Source organism: Actinoalloteichus hymeniacidonis (assembly GCF_014203365.1).
Classification (GTDB): domain Bacteria; phylum Actinomycetota; class Actinomycetes; order Mycobacteriales; family Pseudonocardiaceae; genus Actinoalloteichus_A; species Actinoalloteichus_A hymeniacidonis.
Window position 1 is genome coordinate 1523767 of sequence record NZ_JACHIS010000001.1, and the last position, 15127, is coordinate 1538893.

General features: G+C 68.3%; 13 protein-coding genes. 6 read left to right on the forward strand and 7 right to left on the reverse strand.

The annotated features are described in order from the left end of the window. Positions 1-105 precede the first annotated feature (105 nt). The 3 genes from BKA25_RS06960 to BKA25_RS06970 are packed head-to-tail and all read left to right on the forward strand — an operon-like array spanning position 106 to position 3002. Entirely contained in the window at positions 106-1149 is a 1044-nt protein-coding gene (locus BKA25_RS06960) for an ABC transporter substrate-binding protein (protein ID WP_069851178.1), read from the forward strand. Between the two features lie 3 nt (positions 1150-1152). After that, entirely contained in the window at positions 1153-2214 is a 1062-nt protein-coding gene (locus BKA25_RS06965) for a FecCD family ABC transporter permease (RefSeq protein WP_236750346.1), read from the forward strand. Further along, complete coding sequence (locus tag BKA25_RS06970; protein WP_069851176.1) at positions 2211-3002, forward strand: ABC transporter ATP-binding protein; 792 nt, start codon at positions 2211-2213, stop codon at positions 3000-3002. Before BKA25_RS06965 ends, BKA25_RS06970 begins: the two co-directional genes overlap by 4 nt. A 41-nt stretch (positions 3003-3043) precedes the next feature. Here BKA25_RS06970 and BKA25_RS06975 read toward each other — a convergent pair whose 3' ends face one another. Continuing rightward, entirely contained in the window at positions 3044-3601 is a 558-nt protein-coding gene (locus BKA25_RS06975) for a sigma-70 family RNA polymerase sigma factor (RefSeq protein WP_069851174.1), read from the reverse strand. 83 nt (positions 3602-3684) lie between these two features. Here BKA25_RS06975 and BKA25_RS06980 point away from each other — a divergent pair, with 83 nt between their 5' ends. After that, positions 3685-4428: a zf-HC2 domain-containing protein gene (locus BKA25_RS06980; protein WP_069851172.1), complete on the forward strand. Its 744-nt coding sequence runs from the start codon at positions 3685-3687 to the stop codon at positions 4426-4428. Between the two features lie 128 nt (positions 4429-4556). Here the strand turns inward: BKA25_RS06980 and BKA25_RS06985 are convergent, their stop codons facing one another. Continuing rightward, on the reverse strand, positions 4557-5804 hold the full coding sequence (locus BKA25_RS06985; RefSeq protein ID WP_236750345.1) for an MSMEG_6728 family protein: 1248 nt from the start codon (positions 5802-5804) through the stop codon (positions 4557-4559). A gap of 219 nt (positions 5805-6023) precedes the next feature. Here BKA25_RS06985 and BKA25_RS06990 point away from each other — a divergent pair, with 219 nt between their 5' ends. Both BKA25_RS06990 and BKA25_RS06995 read left to right on the forward strand, forming a co-directional pair. Beyond that, positions 6024-7301, forward strand: coding sequence for an ATP-grasp domain-containing protein (locus BKA25_RS06990; protein WP_069851168.1), 1278 nt, complete (start codon positions 6024-6026; stop codon positions 7299-7301). Between the two features lie 6 nt (positions 7302-7307). After that, the gene (locus BKA25_RS06995) at positions 7308-9353 is read left to right on the forward strand and encodes a CocE/NonD family hydrolase (protein ID WP_069851167.1); all 2046 of its coding nucleotides are present in this window, start codon (positions 7308-7310) and stop codon (positions 9351-9353) included. On the opposite strand, the gene BKA25_RS28600 is transcribed toward BKA25_RS06995, so the two are convergent. From BKA25_RS28600 to BKA25_RS07015, 5 genes are read right to left on the reverse strand one after another with little or no spacing between them, the layout of a single operon-like run. Next, entirely contained in the window at positions 9287-9772 is a 486-nt protein-coding gene (locus BKA25_RS28600; RefSeq protein ID WP_375791845.1) for a DUF5957 family protein, read from the reverse strand. The genes BKA25_RS06995 and BKA25_RS28600 overlap by 67 nt on opposite strands. Continuing rightward, positions 9678-11309 carry a thiol reductant ABC exporter subunit CydC gene (cydC, locus tag BKA25_RS07000; RefSeq protein ID WP_069851164.1) on the reverse strand — a complete coding sequence of 544 codons (1632 nt, stop codon included), beginning with the start codon at positions 11307-11309 and terminating at the stop codon, positions 9678-9680. The genes BKA25_RS28600 and cydC overlap by 95 nt, the downstream gene beginning before the upstream one ends. Then, positions 11306-13024, reverse strand: a complete 1719-nt coding sequence (gene cydD, locus BKA25_RS07005) for a thiol reductant ABC exporter subunit CydD (RefSeq protein ID WP_216637751.1) — start codon at positions 13022-13024, stop codon at positions 11306-11308. Before cydD ends, cydC begins: the two co-directional genes overlap by 4 nt. 23 nt (positions 13025-13047) lie before the next feature. Beyond that, positions 13048-13824, reverse strand: a complete 777-nt coding sequence (locus tag BKA25_RS07010) for a cytochrome d ubiquinol oxidase subunit II (protein WP_069851161.1) — start codon at positions 13822-13824, stop codon at positions 13048-13050. A 10-nt stretch (positions 13825-13834) separates the two neighbouring features. Next, positions 13835-15109 carry a cytochrome ubiquinol oxidase subunit I gene (locus BKA25_RS07015; RefSeq protein ID WP_157421196.1) on the reverse strand — a complete coding sequence of 425 codons (1275 nt, stop codon included), beginning with the start codon at positions 15107-15109 and terminating at the stop codon, positions 13835-13837. Positions 15110-15127 lie beyond the last annotated feature (18 nt).

The window sequence follows — 15127 nt, forward strand, 5'->3', positions numbered from 1 at the left end:
AGGGAGCGCCGCCTTGATCGGGTTTCCGGGAACTTTGCCCCGGGCGGCTCCGACCGATGAGAGGACATCTCGGACCCCGTCGAGATGGCGCGATGACGAGGAGCGATGACTGTGGTGGCTCGGCGACTCCGGATTCCGATCACGGCAGCGGTCCTACTGGCCTCGACGGGCTGCTCGAACGCCACACCAGAGACCGCCTCCGCTGACGGCGACCCGGTGAGTAGCCCGGCGGGGTACCCGGTGGTCATCGAGAATTGCGGGGAGGAGTTCACCTTCCTCGCTCCTCCGGAACGCACCGTCGTGATGAATGGCGGTTCGGTCGCAGAGGTCTCCACGATGCTGGCACTCGGATTGGGCGACCGGATCGTCGCCAATGCCCAGAACTACGGCATATCCGAGGTCGAGGGGAGACAGGCGGAGATCGATGCCCTTCCCACCGGTGATCTCGACCTGAACGATGCGGGAGACATTCCGCGCGAGGCGATGCTCTCGCTGCGACCGGATTTCGTGGTCTCCACCTACGACGGCGGATTCGCCGCCGATCTCGGGCATGCCACCAGGGACGAACTGCGACAACTGGGCGCGAACAGTTACGCCCCGGCGCACAGCTGCGCGGGAGACGTCGCCGAAGGCACCCCTAGCATCGAGGACAGCTATGAATTGATCACCGATCTCGCCACGATCTTCGGCGTCGAGGATCGTGCCGAGGAGATCATCCAGACCTCCCGCGCCGAGATCGACGCCGTCGAAGCCCTCGTGGCGGACGCGGAGGAACCCCAGGTGCTCGTCCTGTTCGTCGGCATGAGCATGGGTTCGGGTGGGCTCGGCGACGTCGGAGCCACCGGTATCTGGAACGACATACTGGCCCGGGCGGGAGCCACGAACGCCTTCGCTAGCGCCTCGGCGGGGATGTTCGCCGATGTGAGCCTCGAACAGGCCGCCGACGCCTCGATCGACGGCGTGGTCATCGTGAGTTATCAGCACCCGGATCCCGAATCGGAAGCGCACCGGCTGTTCGAGGAGTTCCCACAATGGGCGGCGTCGCGCAACGAGGACTTCGTGGTGTTGTCGGACTCGATCTATCTCGGGCCGAGCAATGCGGCGGCCGTCGAGGCGATCGCGCGCATGTCGCATCCCGAGAGGTTCTGAGTCGTGGCCCAACGGCAACGGGCGACGGCGCTGTTCAACCGGGTGCCGTTGATTCCGCTGATGACCGGTCTGTCGGTCCTCCTCGTATTGACGATGCTGCTTGCGGTCGGAGTGGGCTCGGTCCAGATCGGGTTGTCGGACAGTTGGCGGGTGGTCGTCGACCGATTGACCGGGACACCACCCGCCGACGTGGTCCAAGATCAGATCCTGTGGACCTATCGGGTTCCCAGGGTGTTGTTGGCGGCGCTCTGTGGCGCAGGCCTGTCGATCGCGGGCGTCGTGCTGCAGGCCGTCGTCGCCAATCCGCTGGCCGATCCCTACATCCTGGGTATCTCCTCCGGTGCCTCGGTGGGCGCGGTCGTCGTGATGACGGCGGGCTCCGGGGTTCTCGCCGGACTGACCGGACTCGGGGTCACCGGTGCCGCCTTCCTCGGTGCGCTGCTGGCAGTGGTACTGGTCTTCGCGCTGGGCCAACGCAGCGGCAGGCTGGTGCCGACCCGATTGGTGCTCTCCGGGGTGGCGATCGGCTATGTGCTGGCCGCCGTCACCAGCTACCTCCAGTTGCAGGCGAACCCGAACGAGCTGCGCAGGGTGATGTTCTGGATGCTCGGCAGCGTCGCGGGGGCGCAATGGGAGCAGTTGCCTCTCACCGCGACCGTGGTCCTGATCAGTACCGGGCTCCTCGTGCTCTACGGCAGGCGGCTCAACGCACTGGTCACCGGTGACGAATCGGCCACCGCACTGGGCGTGGACGTGTGGCGGCTGCGCATCGGCCTGCTGGTCACCGCCTCGCTGCTCACTGCCTCCCTCATCTCGGTCGCGGGCGGCATCGGTTTCGTCGGACTGATGATCCCGCACCTGGTTCGGCTGACATTCGGCATCGACCATCGGCGGTTGTTGCCGTTGGCGGCGTTGATCGGCGCGTCGTACCTCGTGCTGGTCGATCTGCTCTCCCGACTCGTCGACCCACCCAACGAGCTGCCACTGGGCATCTTCACCGCAGTGTTCGGCGCGCCGTTCTTCATCTGGCTGATCAGGCGCGGCCGAGGATTGGATGCCACATGAGACTCCTGCTATCCGACGTCGACCTATCACTCGGCGATCGGCGGATCGTCCACCGTGCCTCGCTAGAGGTGCCACCGGGTTCCTTCGTGGGACTGGTCGGCCCCAATGGCAGTGGCAAGACCACGCTGCTGCGTTCCGTCTATCGCTCGTTGCGGCCCGATGCCGGTGTCGTCCGCGTCGGTGACCGCGAGGTGTGGCGGATGAGCTCGCGGGACGCGGCGCAGCGCACGGCCGCCGTGTTGCAGAGCGACTCCTCGTCGGCCGGTCTGACGGTCGAGGAGGTCGTCGCACTCGGTCGGACTCCGCACCATGGATTGGTGGGGCGGTGGCGCCAGCGTGATCGAGAGATCGTCGAGGACGCCTTGGCCAGGACCGCGACGGCTGCCTTCGCCGACCGGGCATTCGGGACCTTGTCCGGTGGTGAGCGGCAACGGGTTCTGGTCGCCAGGGCACTCGCCCAGCAACCCCGGCTGTTGATCCTCGATGAGCCGACCAATCATCTGGATATCCGGGCCCGCTTCGAGCTACTGGCCCTGGTACGTGCCACGGGTGTGACCACCCTGGCCGTACTGCACGAACTGGAGATGGCGGCGCGGACCTGCGACGAACTGGTGGTACTCGACGGCGGCCGGATCGTCGCGGCAGGCCCGGTCCTCGAAGTGCTCACGCCAGGCCTGCTTCGCGAGGTCTTCGGCGTCAACGCCGAGGCACAATGCCATTCCGACGGCGTGGTGCGGCTCCATTACGCCGCCGATCCACTGGCGCCCACACACCATGGACTCGACTAGCCGCGTTCCCCTCGCGGGGCCGGTGGGAAGCGGAAGCGACGTCAGCCGGTGTCCTGTGCCCGTTCCCGCGCTCGGAGCAGATCTTCGCGGGCCCGTGCCACCCGGGAGCGAATCGTGCCGATCTCGCATTCGCAGACGTCGGCGGCCTCGGCATAGGACAGCCCGAGGATCTGGGTGAGCACGATCGCGGAACGGCGTGATTCGTCGAGGGCGTCCAAGAGCATGTTGAGCTCCACGATGTCCTCGAAGCCCGCCGCCTTCTGGTGTCGGCGCGCTGCATCGGCTTCGGCCGCCTGCTGCCAGTCGACCTCGCGTGCGAGGCGCGGGCGCGCCGTCTGCGAACGAATCTTGTCCACGACCACTCGACGGGCGATCGAGATGAGCCAGGTCCGAGCCGAGGATCGAGCGGCGAACCTGGGTAACGAGGAGAACGCCCGCAGATACGTCTCCTGCGTCAGGTCGTCGGCACTGCCGGGATCGGCCAGGTGCGCGAGGAACCGCCAGACGTCCCGTTGGGTCGCGCGAACCCAGGCCTCCAGGGCGGCTCGGTCTCCACGACCCGCAGCGAGCGCGAGCGCCGTGACCTGCTCCTCGGTCATCCGATCACTTTCGCGCGCCACGACGATCACAGTAGTGCAGATGCGCGGGAACCCAACCCCCTGCGGCGACGACAATCAGGGGCATGGACTGTGAGCGTTACCGGGAGGCATTGTCGGCACGCATCGACGGAGAAGCCAGTGTCCTGCCCGAGTCGGAGATCAACCGACATGTCCAGGGCTGTTCGGAATGCCACGCCTGGGAGGGCGCGGTCACGGACATGCGACGCTCGATGCACGTCCGGTCCGCCCCAGCGGTACCCGACCTCACCGACCGAATCATGGCGATGCCCGCCCCGGCGAAACCCAGAAGGCAGCGGCGTCGCATCCTCCTCGGCATCGTGGCGGTCACCCAGATCCTTCTCGGGGTCGGTCAGCTCCTCGGCGGCGGACACCATGTGCATGGTGCATCCGGGGGCCTCACCGCAGGACACCTGATCAACGAGAGCGCGGCGTGGAATCTCGCGTTGGGAGTCGGCCTGCTGTGGGCTGCGGTGCGCACGCGCGCGGCGGCCGGTCAACTGCCGATGCTCGGCGGCTTCGCCGTGGTCCTGGGGTTGGTGTCGATCGGTGATCTCGTCGGCGGACTGGTCACCGCAGAACGAGTTCTCTCGCACAGCCTCGTCTTCATCGGGGTGATCCTGTTGATGACCGTGGCGCGCGGACACCGTGAGGAGGGGCTGCCCGGACCAGCCACGACCGGTAACTCGGGGTCGGCCGAGTCACCGGTGATCACGCCGAACGCGCTCGCTCTGATAACCGGTGCCAAGAATCCTCCGGGGGCGCAGGCCCGGGCACAGTCGAGAAGCGATCTGGACCGAGCCGCCTGAATCAGCGTGACCCGCGTCGTCGGGCGAGCCGCTGCGACCGAGGCACGGAACACGTTTGTCCCACGGTGGCGGTGGGCTCGCGATGCTGTCACCGAGCTGACGGAAACTGCGCTGCGGGCCCGCCGCTGCTACTCGGTTCGCGGACGAAGCCGAAGCACCGGCAGGCCGATCGCGGGGCGGGGGAGTCCGCCGCTCTCCTCGGCGCTCCCGCCCGTGGCGGGAACCGGGCGATCGGCGCCCGCGTGCCCGTCCGGGACGATGTCGAGGTCGGCACGTCGGCGTCGTGCGGTATCGGGGAGCGCGCGATCCGGCAGGCCGACCGGGCCTGCGGCGGGCGTGCCAGCTCTCCGGCGTCGAGACGTGCCGGTGCGCCGTGGCAGTGCCCGCACCTCGGCCGCCGGGGGCCCCTGCTGCGGCGGATCCGCGAGCACGACCAGTCCGACGTCCGCAGGCAGCGCGTCGAGCAATGCAGGCAGCGGTTCGCTCGCCGCACCGATGCCGGGCGGATGCAGGAAGAGGAACTCGGGCTGTTCCTGCCATTCGGCCTGTTCGGCCGCCGTCTCGATCGGTCCGGGCTGCCTGCTGGCCGCTGCACCGGCGGGGCCCCGCGCTGTGGCCTTGCCCCCGAGCTCGCGGCGAGGCCGGATCGCGGGCGGTGGCAGTTCCGATTCGGTGCCACGGAGCGAAAGCCAGAGCGTCCGTCCCGTCGTGCGAAGCCCGGCGTAGACGGCGAGCAGGTCGCAATCCGGCGCCGAGCCGGTGAACTCGGCATCCCGGCCCGCGGCGAGTCGGGCCACCGTCCAGTCCGTCTCCAGCGGCAGGGTCGGCTCGGCCAACAGGCCCATGGCCTCCCGTCGGGTGGCGGCCCGCTGTGTTCCCCGGCGCAGCGGCCAGTGCGGGAAGACCGGGCGCGGCCAGAAGTACGGCAGCCCGTCGGGCACCTCGGGGAACACCGGCCGATAGTGCTCGGGGTCCTTGGCGACCAACGCGCAGCGATGTGAATTGTGCAGGTCCGCCAGCCCCAGCCATGGCGGAAGCAAACCCGACTCGTCCAGTTGCTCCTGCGTGTCACGGACGCCGCCGGTGAACATCAACAGCTGTGGCAACACGGTGTCTCGGCCGCCGAGTGCCCGCCAGTCCTCACAGATCGCGACGCCGTAGCAGACCAATGCCCTGGTGAAACCGCGCCACATCGCGACCGCGGGATGGTTCTTCCAGCCGTAGTCCGGCCAGACCAGAGCTCGGAGGATCTGCAGCACCTCGACCCGCTGTTTGCCCAGCCGCCGGGCATCCAGGACGGCGGCGCAGTCGTCGAAGTCGACGCAGGGCAGGAAGGTCTGCACCGGGAGGGAGTGCCCGACGACGTGCTGTTCCACGCGCCCCGGCGTCGGCCTCGGGGACTCCGCCGGCCGGACGTCGGCCTGGGTCTGGTCGACGCCGTGCCTCGCTGTCTCCGATGCCACCACGGCCGCACGCACCCCAGGAGCAACAGGTGGCTCCATTCCTCGACGGACCGGCAGGCATCGGGTGCTGGAACCAGGTTTAGTTACCGCATCGGATGACGATCCTTCGGGGTACACCCGTGGGAGGTGCCCATGCCAGCGGCCAACATCTTCGTCGTAGGGCTCGACGAACCGAACCGAGAAGTCATGCGGTCCATGCCGAACGCCGACCGGTATCGGCTGCATCAGCTGTTGAGCATCGAGGAGCTGCAACACGGCACGATCCCCATCGTCGAGCTGATCGCCGAGGCCGAGCAACGTTTGACCGCCTTCGACGGCCCCATCGATGGGATCGTCGGGTTCTGGGACTTCCCCGTCAGCACGATGGTGCCGATCCTGTGCAGCCGCTTCGGCACCAGAGGGGCGGACCTGACCTCGGTGCTGAAATGCGAGCACAAGTACTGGAGCAGGCTTGAACAGCAGAAGGTCATCGACGAGCACCCCCGCTTCGGCTTGGTCGAGCCGGGGGATCAGCGGCCGCCCGCCGATCTGCGCTATCCGTTGTGGCTCAAGCCCGTGAAGTCGTTCTCCTCCGACCTGGCGTTCAAAGTGGACGACGACACGGAGTTCCGGCAGGCGGTCGAGCGGATCGTCGAGGGCATCGGGCGGATCGGCGAGCCCTTCGACCACATCCTCGGCCATGTGCGACTGCCACCCGAGATCGAGACGGCGGGCGGTCAGGCCATCCTCGCCGAGGAGGCGTTGTCCGGTGTGCAGGTCGCGGTCGAGGGCTACGCACTGGCAGGACAGGTCGAGATCTACGGCACGCTGGATTCGGTCGACTACCCCGACAGCCCGTGCTTCCTGCGCCACCAGTACCCGTCGTTGCTGCCGAGCGCGGTGCGCGACCGCCTGGTGGACATCTCCACCCGGGTCATCGCACACATCGGCCTGACGAACGCGACCTTCAGCATCGAGTACTTCTACGATCCGGAGACCGACGACATCGGACTGTTGGAGATCAACACCCGGCACTCGCAATCGCACGCCGCGCTGTTCCAACAGGTGGATGGCTTTCCCAACCACCACTGCATGCTCGCCCTGGCGACCGGTGAGGATCCGACGCTGCCGCGCGGCGGTGGCGAGCACGGCATCGCGGCCCGCTGCTACCACCGCAGGTTCTCCGACGGCGTGCTGCGTCGCGGACCGACGCAGGCCGAACTGGACCGCATCCACCAGCAGCTTCCCGGCGTCCGGGTGTACCCGGTGGCCAAGGAGGGCGAGCGACTCTCCTCGTTGGAGGCACAGGACAGCTACAGCTTCACGTTGGCCGAGATCGCCGTCGGCGCCGAGGACGAGGCGGATCTGATCGACAAGTACGAGCGCTGCGTCGCCGCGCTCACCTACGAGTTCGTCGACGAGGAAGGATGATCGCCGATGCGGACGGTGGCCTCGCTGCCCTATACGATCACGTCGGAGGAGAACGTCTGGATTCCGATGTCCGACGGTACCCGGCTGTCCGGCCGAATCTGGCGACCGACCTCCGCCGACGCGCAGCCGGTGCCCGCAATCCTGGAGTACATCCCCTATCGACATCGGGACCTGACCTCGCTGCGGGACTCGATCAACCACCCCTATATGGCCGGTCACGGCTACGCCTGTGTTCGCGTCGACATCAGGGGTACCGGCAATTCCGACGGTGTGCTGACCGACGAGTACCTGGAGCAGGAACAACAGGACGCCGAAGAGGTATTGGCCTGGTTGGCCGAACAGCCGTGGTGTGACGGACAGACCGGGATGATGGGCATCTCCTGGGGCGCGTTCGCCGCGCTCCAGGTGGCGGCCCGCCGCCCGCCGAGCCTGCGGGCGATCGTGATCGCGAGTTTCACCGACGACCGATACGGCGACGACATGCATTACATGGGCGGCTGCATGTTGTCCGACAACCTTGCCGAGTCCTCGACGATGTTCGCCTACGCCACCTGTCCGCCCGACCCGGCCGTGGTGGGGGACCGATGGCGGGACATGTGGTTCGAACGGTTGGAGAGCGGCGGGCCCTGGGTCGCGGAATGGCTGCAACACCAACGACGGGACGACTATTGGCGGCACGCCTCGATCAGCGGCGACTACGACGCCGTGCAATGCCCGGTGTTCGCGGTGTGCGGTTGGGCGGATGGCTACTCGAACGCGGTCTTCCGGTTGTTGGAGAACCTCAACGTCCCGCGAAAGGGACTCATCGGCCCGTGGTCCCACAAATATCCGCACGTGGGAGAGCCGGGTCCGGCGATCGGCTTCCTTCAGGAGGTGGTGTGCTGGTGGGACTACTGGATGAAGGACGAATCGGAACGCGAGTTCGACGACTTCATCTGCCTGCCGGGCGAACCGATGCTGCGTACCTGGATGCAGGACAGCGTCCCGCCGTCGACGGCCTACCAGGAACGGCCAGGACGGTGGGTCGGCGAGCCGTCGTGGCCCTCGCCACACATCCGCTCGATGTCGTACCGACTGGCGCCCTATCGAATCGTCGATGAGGACACCGAGGCCGAGGAACGCGAGATGACGGTCCAGTCGCCGTTGTCGGTCGGCCAGTTCGCCGGGAAGTGGTGCTCCTACAACGCCCCGCCGGACCTGCCGTACGACCAGCGGGAGGAGGACGGCGGCTCACTGACCTTCGACAGCGACATTCTTACTGAGCAGCGCGAGATCCTGGGTGCGCCGCGGGTGGAACTGGACGTCACGGTGACACAGCCGGTGGCGATGATCGCGGCCCGACTATCCGATGTGTCCCCCGACGGCCGCGCCACCAGGATCACCTACGGGCTGCTGAATCTCACCCACCGCGACAGCCATGAGGACCCGACACCGATGGAACCGGGGAAACGCTGCCGGGTGTCGTTGTCGCTCAACGGTGTCGCGCAGGCTTTCCCACCCGGACATCGCATCCGCCTCTCGCTGTCGACCTCCTATTGGCCGCTGGCCTGGCCGCCGCCGCATCCGGGCCTGCTCAGCGTGCACACCGGCACGAGTTCGCTGATCCTGCCGGTACGTCCGATCGCGGAACCGGACGGCGTCGCAAGCCAGCCCTTCGGACAACCGGAGGGCGCGCCGCCGATCGAGACCTCGCACCTGCGGCCCCCCGAGGAGGGCTGGACGGTATCCAGGGACCTCATCGGCTACCGCTCCGCGTTGGAGGTGCTCAAGGACATCGGGGTGGTTCGCTTCGAGGACATCGACCTCGAGGTCGGCAGGCGTGCCTTCGAGCGATACGGCTGGGTTGCCGACGACTTCTCCTCGGTTCGGGGCGAGACGGAGTGGACGATGGAGTTCGCCAGGGGAGACTGGCGGGTCTCGATCACCACCAACACGACGCTGACCTGCACACCGGAGAACTTCGTGCTGCACGCCCGGTTGGATGCCTATGAGGGACCGGACCGGGTCTTCTCGCAGAACTGGCACCACGTCGTCCCGCGCGATCTGGTGTGAGGGGTCCGCGTCGATCCTCGGAAGGTGTTCCCGAAGCATCGCGCCGGATGCGCTCGCCGCGGACCGGGATCGGTGGTTCGCCGCCGCATCCGGATACCGGCGAGCACCGGCGCGACCAGTGCGCCCACCGATGCGAACGTCAGGGGGAGGAACCGACGCAACTGAAGATCGGCCGGAATGCCCTCGACGAGACGGTGGATCAGGTCGAGAACCTGTGCCGACACCAGACCGCCGAAGAAGCCGAGGAACAGCCCGATCATGATCGCCAGCGCGGTCCGCACGAGCCGCGGCTCCTCTCGGCTCTCGCGACGGCCATCCTGTCGATCAGCGGACGACATCCACCGTGAACACCTCTCGGTAGGTCGGATCGTCTCGACGCAGCACCGCATCCGAGCCGATCGCCGCGATGCGACCGGCATCGAGCAGCACCACCGTGTCGAACAGCGACAGAGATTCGGCGCGATGCGTGACCACGACGGTGGTTCGTCCCCGCCGACTCGCCAACACCTCGGCGAGAACGGCGTCGGCTGCCTCGGGAGCCAGCCCCTCGGTCGGCTCGTCGAGCAGCAGCACGGCCGGTCGGGCCAGTAATGCCCGGGCCAGCAGTAACCGCTGGCGTTGCCCGCCGGACAGTCGGTGGCCGCCCTCGCCGACGACGGTGTTCACACCCTGCGGCAACAGCTCGATCACCTCGGTCAACCCGGCCATGGCCACCGCCTCGTGCAGCGTCCGCTCATCGGCATCGGGCCTGGCCAACAGGAGGTTGGCGCGCACCGAGGTACCGAAGACATGGGCGTCCTGGGTCATCGATCGGATTTCCGGGACGGCGATGTGTCCCGCGCTCGGCTCGATCAGCCCCGTCATCGCCGCCAGCAAGGTGCTCTTGCCCGCGCCCGAGGCGCCGACCACGGCCACGGCGCTTCCCGGAGGTATCCGCAGATCGACCCCACTCAACGCGGGCGTCGCGGCCTGCGGGTAGCGGATCTCGACCTCGGTCAGAGTGATGCCCGCCTCGGCGGCCACGGGTTCACGCGGGGGCGCTCCGGGCGGAGTGCGGAGCAACGCCGCGATGCGACGTGCGGACGGCCGTAGCTCCACGAACCGGTGCGCCACGTCGACCGACGGCAGGATCCCCTCGAATGCGGCGAGAACGGCCAGGGTCACGACGGCGGTCAGCGTCTCGTCGGCGCCGGAGCGCAGAGCGACCAAGGCCACCGACAGGGTCGTGGCGCCCTGAAGGAACAACCCGACAGCGGTGGCCGTCGAGGTCACCGCCGCTGCCCGCCGGTCGATCGCGGCCAGCCGGGCCAACAGCAGATCGCCCTGCGCCCTGACTCGATCCATGGCACCGAAGGCCAGCAGTTCGCGGTCACCGTCGACCATGTCCAGCGCGTGCTCCGCCAACTCCGCGCGGGCCCGGGCCAGCGCCGCACCGGTCCGACGCAACGCCACCGCCACCCACAGCGGGAGGGCGACACCGACGAGCAGCAGGCCGATGCCGGCCGGGATGGCCGAGGCGGGCAGCAGCGAAACACAGAGCAACAGCACTCCGGAGCCGACCGCCCCGGCCGAGACCATCGGCAACAGCACACGCAACACGAGGTCCTGCACGCTGTCGACGTCGGCGACCATGGTCGACAACGCGTCGCCGTCGCGGTTGCCCGCCCCGCGCACCATCGCCGCGTACACCCGGGACCGCAGTCCGGCGACGGCACGCAACGCCACCTCGTGTCCCGCGAGCCGCTCGACGTAGCGGAGACCACCCCGGAAGACCGCGAAGGCCCGGACAGCCACGATCGCGGTACCCAGGGCGGCCAACGGCGGCTGACCGGCGGCGGTGGTGATCAACCAACCGGCCGTGGCGGTCAACGCCACGGCACACAGTTCGGCGAGGACACCGGCGATGGCGGCGAGCGACAGCCGGTAGAGCCCCGAGGCACGCAACAGGGCGATCATGCGAGCACCCGCGGTCGAGCCGGCCCGGCCGCAGGCGACTCGCCGTCCACCACGCGACCCTCGACCAACCGGACGCTGCGATCAGCCATGGCCACGAACGCGGGACGGTGTGCGACGACCAGCGCGGTGCGGCCCGCCAGGAGGCCGACTGCGGAATCGACCACGGCCGACTCGCTGTGCAGGTCCAGCCGAGCGGTCGGCTCGTCGAGCAACACCACCGGGGTGTCGCGCAGGAACGCCCTGGCCAGGGCGATGCGCTGTCGTTGACCCGCCGAGACGCCTGAGCTTCGTTCGCCGATGGGCGTGGCGTAACCGTGGGGGAGTGCGTCGATGAACTCGGCCGCGTCGGCAGCGGAGGCCGCCGCCCGGACCCGGGACAAATCGGCCTCCGGTCGGCCGAGTCGGATGTTGTCCAGCACGGTGGTCGCGAACAGTCGGGGCTGCTGGGGAATCCACGAGATCGCGGCCGACCACCGTGCCCAGGCGAGTTCGTCCGTGCCCGGCTCGACGCCGTCGATCAACACCCGGCCCTCGTCGGGGGCGACGAAGCCGAGCAGTACATGCAGCAGGGTCGACTTGCCCGCACCGCTGGGTCCGGTGATCGCCACCCGTTCGCCGGGAGCCACCGTCAGCGAGACACGGTCCAGCGCGGGTCTGTCGCGGCCGGGGTAGCGCACCGTGACGTCGACCAGCGTGATCTCGACCGGACGTCCGCGATCGGCGACGTCGAGCGGTTCGGATCCGGACACCGCCCGACCCGGCGGGATGCGCTCGACGACAACTCTCTGCCGGGCTGCGGAATCCGGTCCGCCTGCTGCGGCCTCGGCGGCTGCGGGCCCGTCAGCCGAGGGCTCGGCGAGGATGTCCCGCACCCGGCCCGCCACCGCCAAGCCCTCCGCGCCCGCGTGGAAGCGGGTGCCCATCGCGCGCAGCGGCAGCAACGCCTCCGGTGCCAGCAGCAGGACGACCAGCGCCGGGGCCAGGGCGAGGTCGCCTGCGATGAGCCGCAACCCGATCGGCACGGCGACCAACGCGACGGTGAGCGAGCACACCAACTCCAGGACCAGCGCCGAGAGGAACGCCACCCGAAGGGCGCTCATCGTCGCCCTGCGGTGACTCGTCGCCATCTCGCGCACCACCCGCGCCTGATGCCCGGTGCGGCCGAAGACCCGCAACGTCGACAAACCGGCCAGGACGTCGCGAAAGTGCCCGCCCAACCGTTGCAGTTCCGCCCAGCGATGCTCGGTGACCTCGCGGGTACGCAGCCCGATCAGGATCCCGAAGACCGGGATGAGCGGCAGCGCGGCGAGGATGATCAGCACCGAGATCCAGTCGGCGACCCCCACTCGAATCAGGACCAGCGGCGGCACGATCACCGAGATGACCAACTGCGGCAGGTAGCCGGTGAGGTAGGGATCCAGGGCGGCCAGACCCGGACCGAGCAGGGTGCCGAACTCCCCGCCCCGCCGTCGGGAATCGGCGTGACGCAGCAACCGGGAACCGAGGTCCTGGCGGATCGCGATGCCTGCGCGTCGTGTCGTCCCGGCGAACAGTCGGGCGACGCAGGCCCGCACGACGATGACCGCGGCCAACCAGCCCAACCAGCTCGTCTCGAGTCCGGCGATGGTGCGGGCCAACAACTCCGCCTGCGCGATGATCAGTCCGCCCTGCACCGCCGCGAAGACCGCCCAGGACACGAACATCGGACGGGGCACCAGATCCCCTGGCCGGATGGCGCTCATAGGTAGGACGGCCCCGTCACCCGATGCCGGAACAGCCACCACACCCCGCCCTGGATGGCGGCCAGTATCGGGATCAACAGCAGCAGCACCGGCGCCAGCACCGCGAGCGTCGCGCCGTCGGCCGCAGAATCCGACAGCGGCAGTCGCAGGCCCGCGGTGATGGTGATGGCCGCCAGCACGGCGGAGGTCAGCAGGAACGTGCGGGCCTCACCGGCCTCGCCGGACAACCGCCGGGCCCTGCTGCGCAGGATGCCGGTGCACCGCAACGCGGCGAAGGCCAGCCCGTGTACGGCGAAGACCACGGTGATCCCCAGCGTCACCAACACCGCCCCCGCACCGACGGCGAATCGGTCGAGTGTCCCGGTGAACACACCAGCGAACAGCCACCCCCAGCTCGCGGCGACCGCCCAGCTGCCCAGCACGATCGCGCCGTCGCACAACGCCCACCAGACCCGGTTGTTCTCGCGGCCACGCAGCCACAGACCCATATCGCGGGTGACCCATCCGGCGATCAACAGCACGATCACCGGGAGCATCCCGGTCAGCAGCACGCCATCGAGGATGGGGAAGCCCCCGATCAACACCCCCACCGTCGCGATGAGCCACACCTCGTTGCCGAGGAAGAACGGTGCGATCGACGCGATGACCACCCGACGCTCGGCGTGGTCGCGCCCCAGGAAGGGCAACAGCATTCCCACCCCGATGTCCGCACCGCCGAGCACCAGATAGCCGGTGGCGAAGAAACCGAGGGCGGCGATGACGATCATCTCCATGATCGGCTCCTTAGAAGGTCGCTGGCGGAAGGGGATTGCGGCGGGTCTCCGCCGGGACGCTGCCCAACGTCACCGCGTCCGGGCCCCGGGCCGCTTGGCGGGCCAGCAACCAGTAGTTGACGAGGACCAGCAGTCCGAACAGGACGGAGAAGACGATCAGCGAACCGCGCATCGCCCCGGACGAGATCGGCGATACCGCCTCCTCGACCCGAAGCAGCCCGTACACCACCCACGGCTGCCTGCCCACCTCGCGGAATACCCAGCCCGCGAGCATCGCGACGAAGGGCATCGGAATCGCCGCGATCAGCAGCACGTGCCAGAGCCGGAATCGCAGCACCACCGGGCGGAACCACATCAGCAGTGCACTGCCGAAGGAGAGCATCAGCATCAGACCGAAGCTCGCCAGCATCAAGGTGGCGCTGGTCTGCACCCATTCCTGTGGTGGCAGGTGCTCACCCGGGCCGAACTGTCCGATCAGCTCCCCCTCCAACCGGTCCAACTCCTGCTGATCACCGACGTAGCTCGCGAGTTTCGCAGGCTGAGACTCGCCCATCGGCGCGAACTGCATGCCGCCGAAGGACGCCGTGAAGATCAACGCGGGTAGACCGACGGCGACGCCGATCCGCAGCGAACGCACGAAGAACTCCTGCTCGGTGGTGCGCCGTAACAGGTGGAACGCACTCACCCCGGCCATCACGAACGCCCCGGTGACCAGGGCACCGCACAGGATGTGGAAGAACGGCAGGATTGCCGAATGGTTGGTCAACAGGGCGTTCAGATCGGCCAACACCAGACTTCCGTCCTCCACGCGGTAGCCGACCGGGTTCTGGAGGAATCCGTTGGTGACCAGGATCCAGTAGGCCGATGCGTAGGCGGTGAGCGTGATCCCCCAGATCAACGCCAGGTGCACCCACCGGTTCAGTCGATGCCAGCCGAAGATCCACAGACCGAGGAAGGTGGATTCGAGGAAGAACGCCACCAGCGTCTCCATCGCCAGCCCCGCGCCGAAGACGTTGCCCGCGAAATGGCCGAGGCCGCTCCAGTTCATCCCGAACTGGAACTCCATCACGATCCCGGTGACGATGCCGACGGCGTAGTTGATGACGTAGAGCTGCCCCCAGAACCGGGTCATCCGCCAGTGGATCGGGCTGTGCGTGAGGGTCGCCCTGGTCTGCAGGCAGGCGACGATGGTCACCAGGCCCAGGGTCAGCGCGACGAACAGGAAGTGCGCGCCTGCGGTGATCGCGAACTGCAGCCGCGCGAGATCGAGCGTTTCGGAACTCACCGGACGAGCATCTGCCGA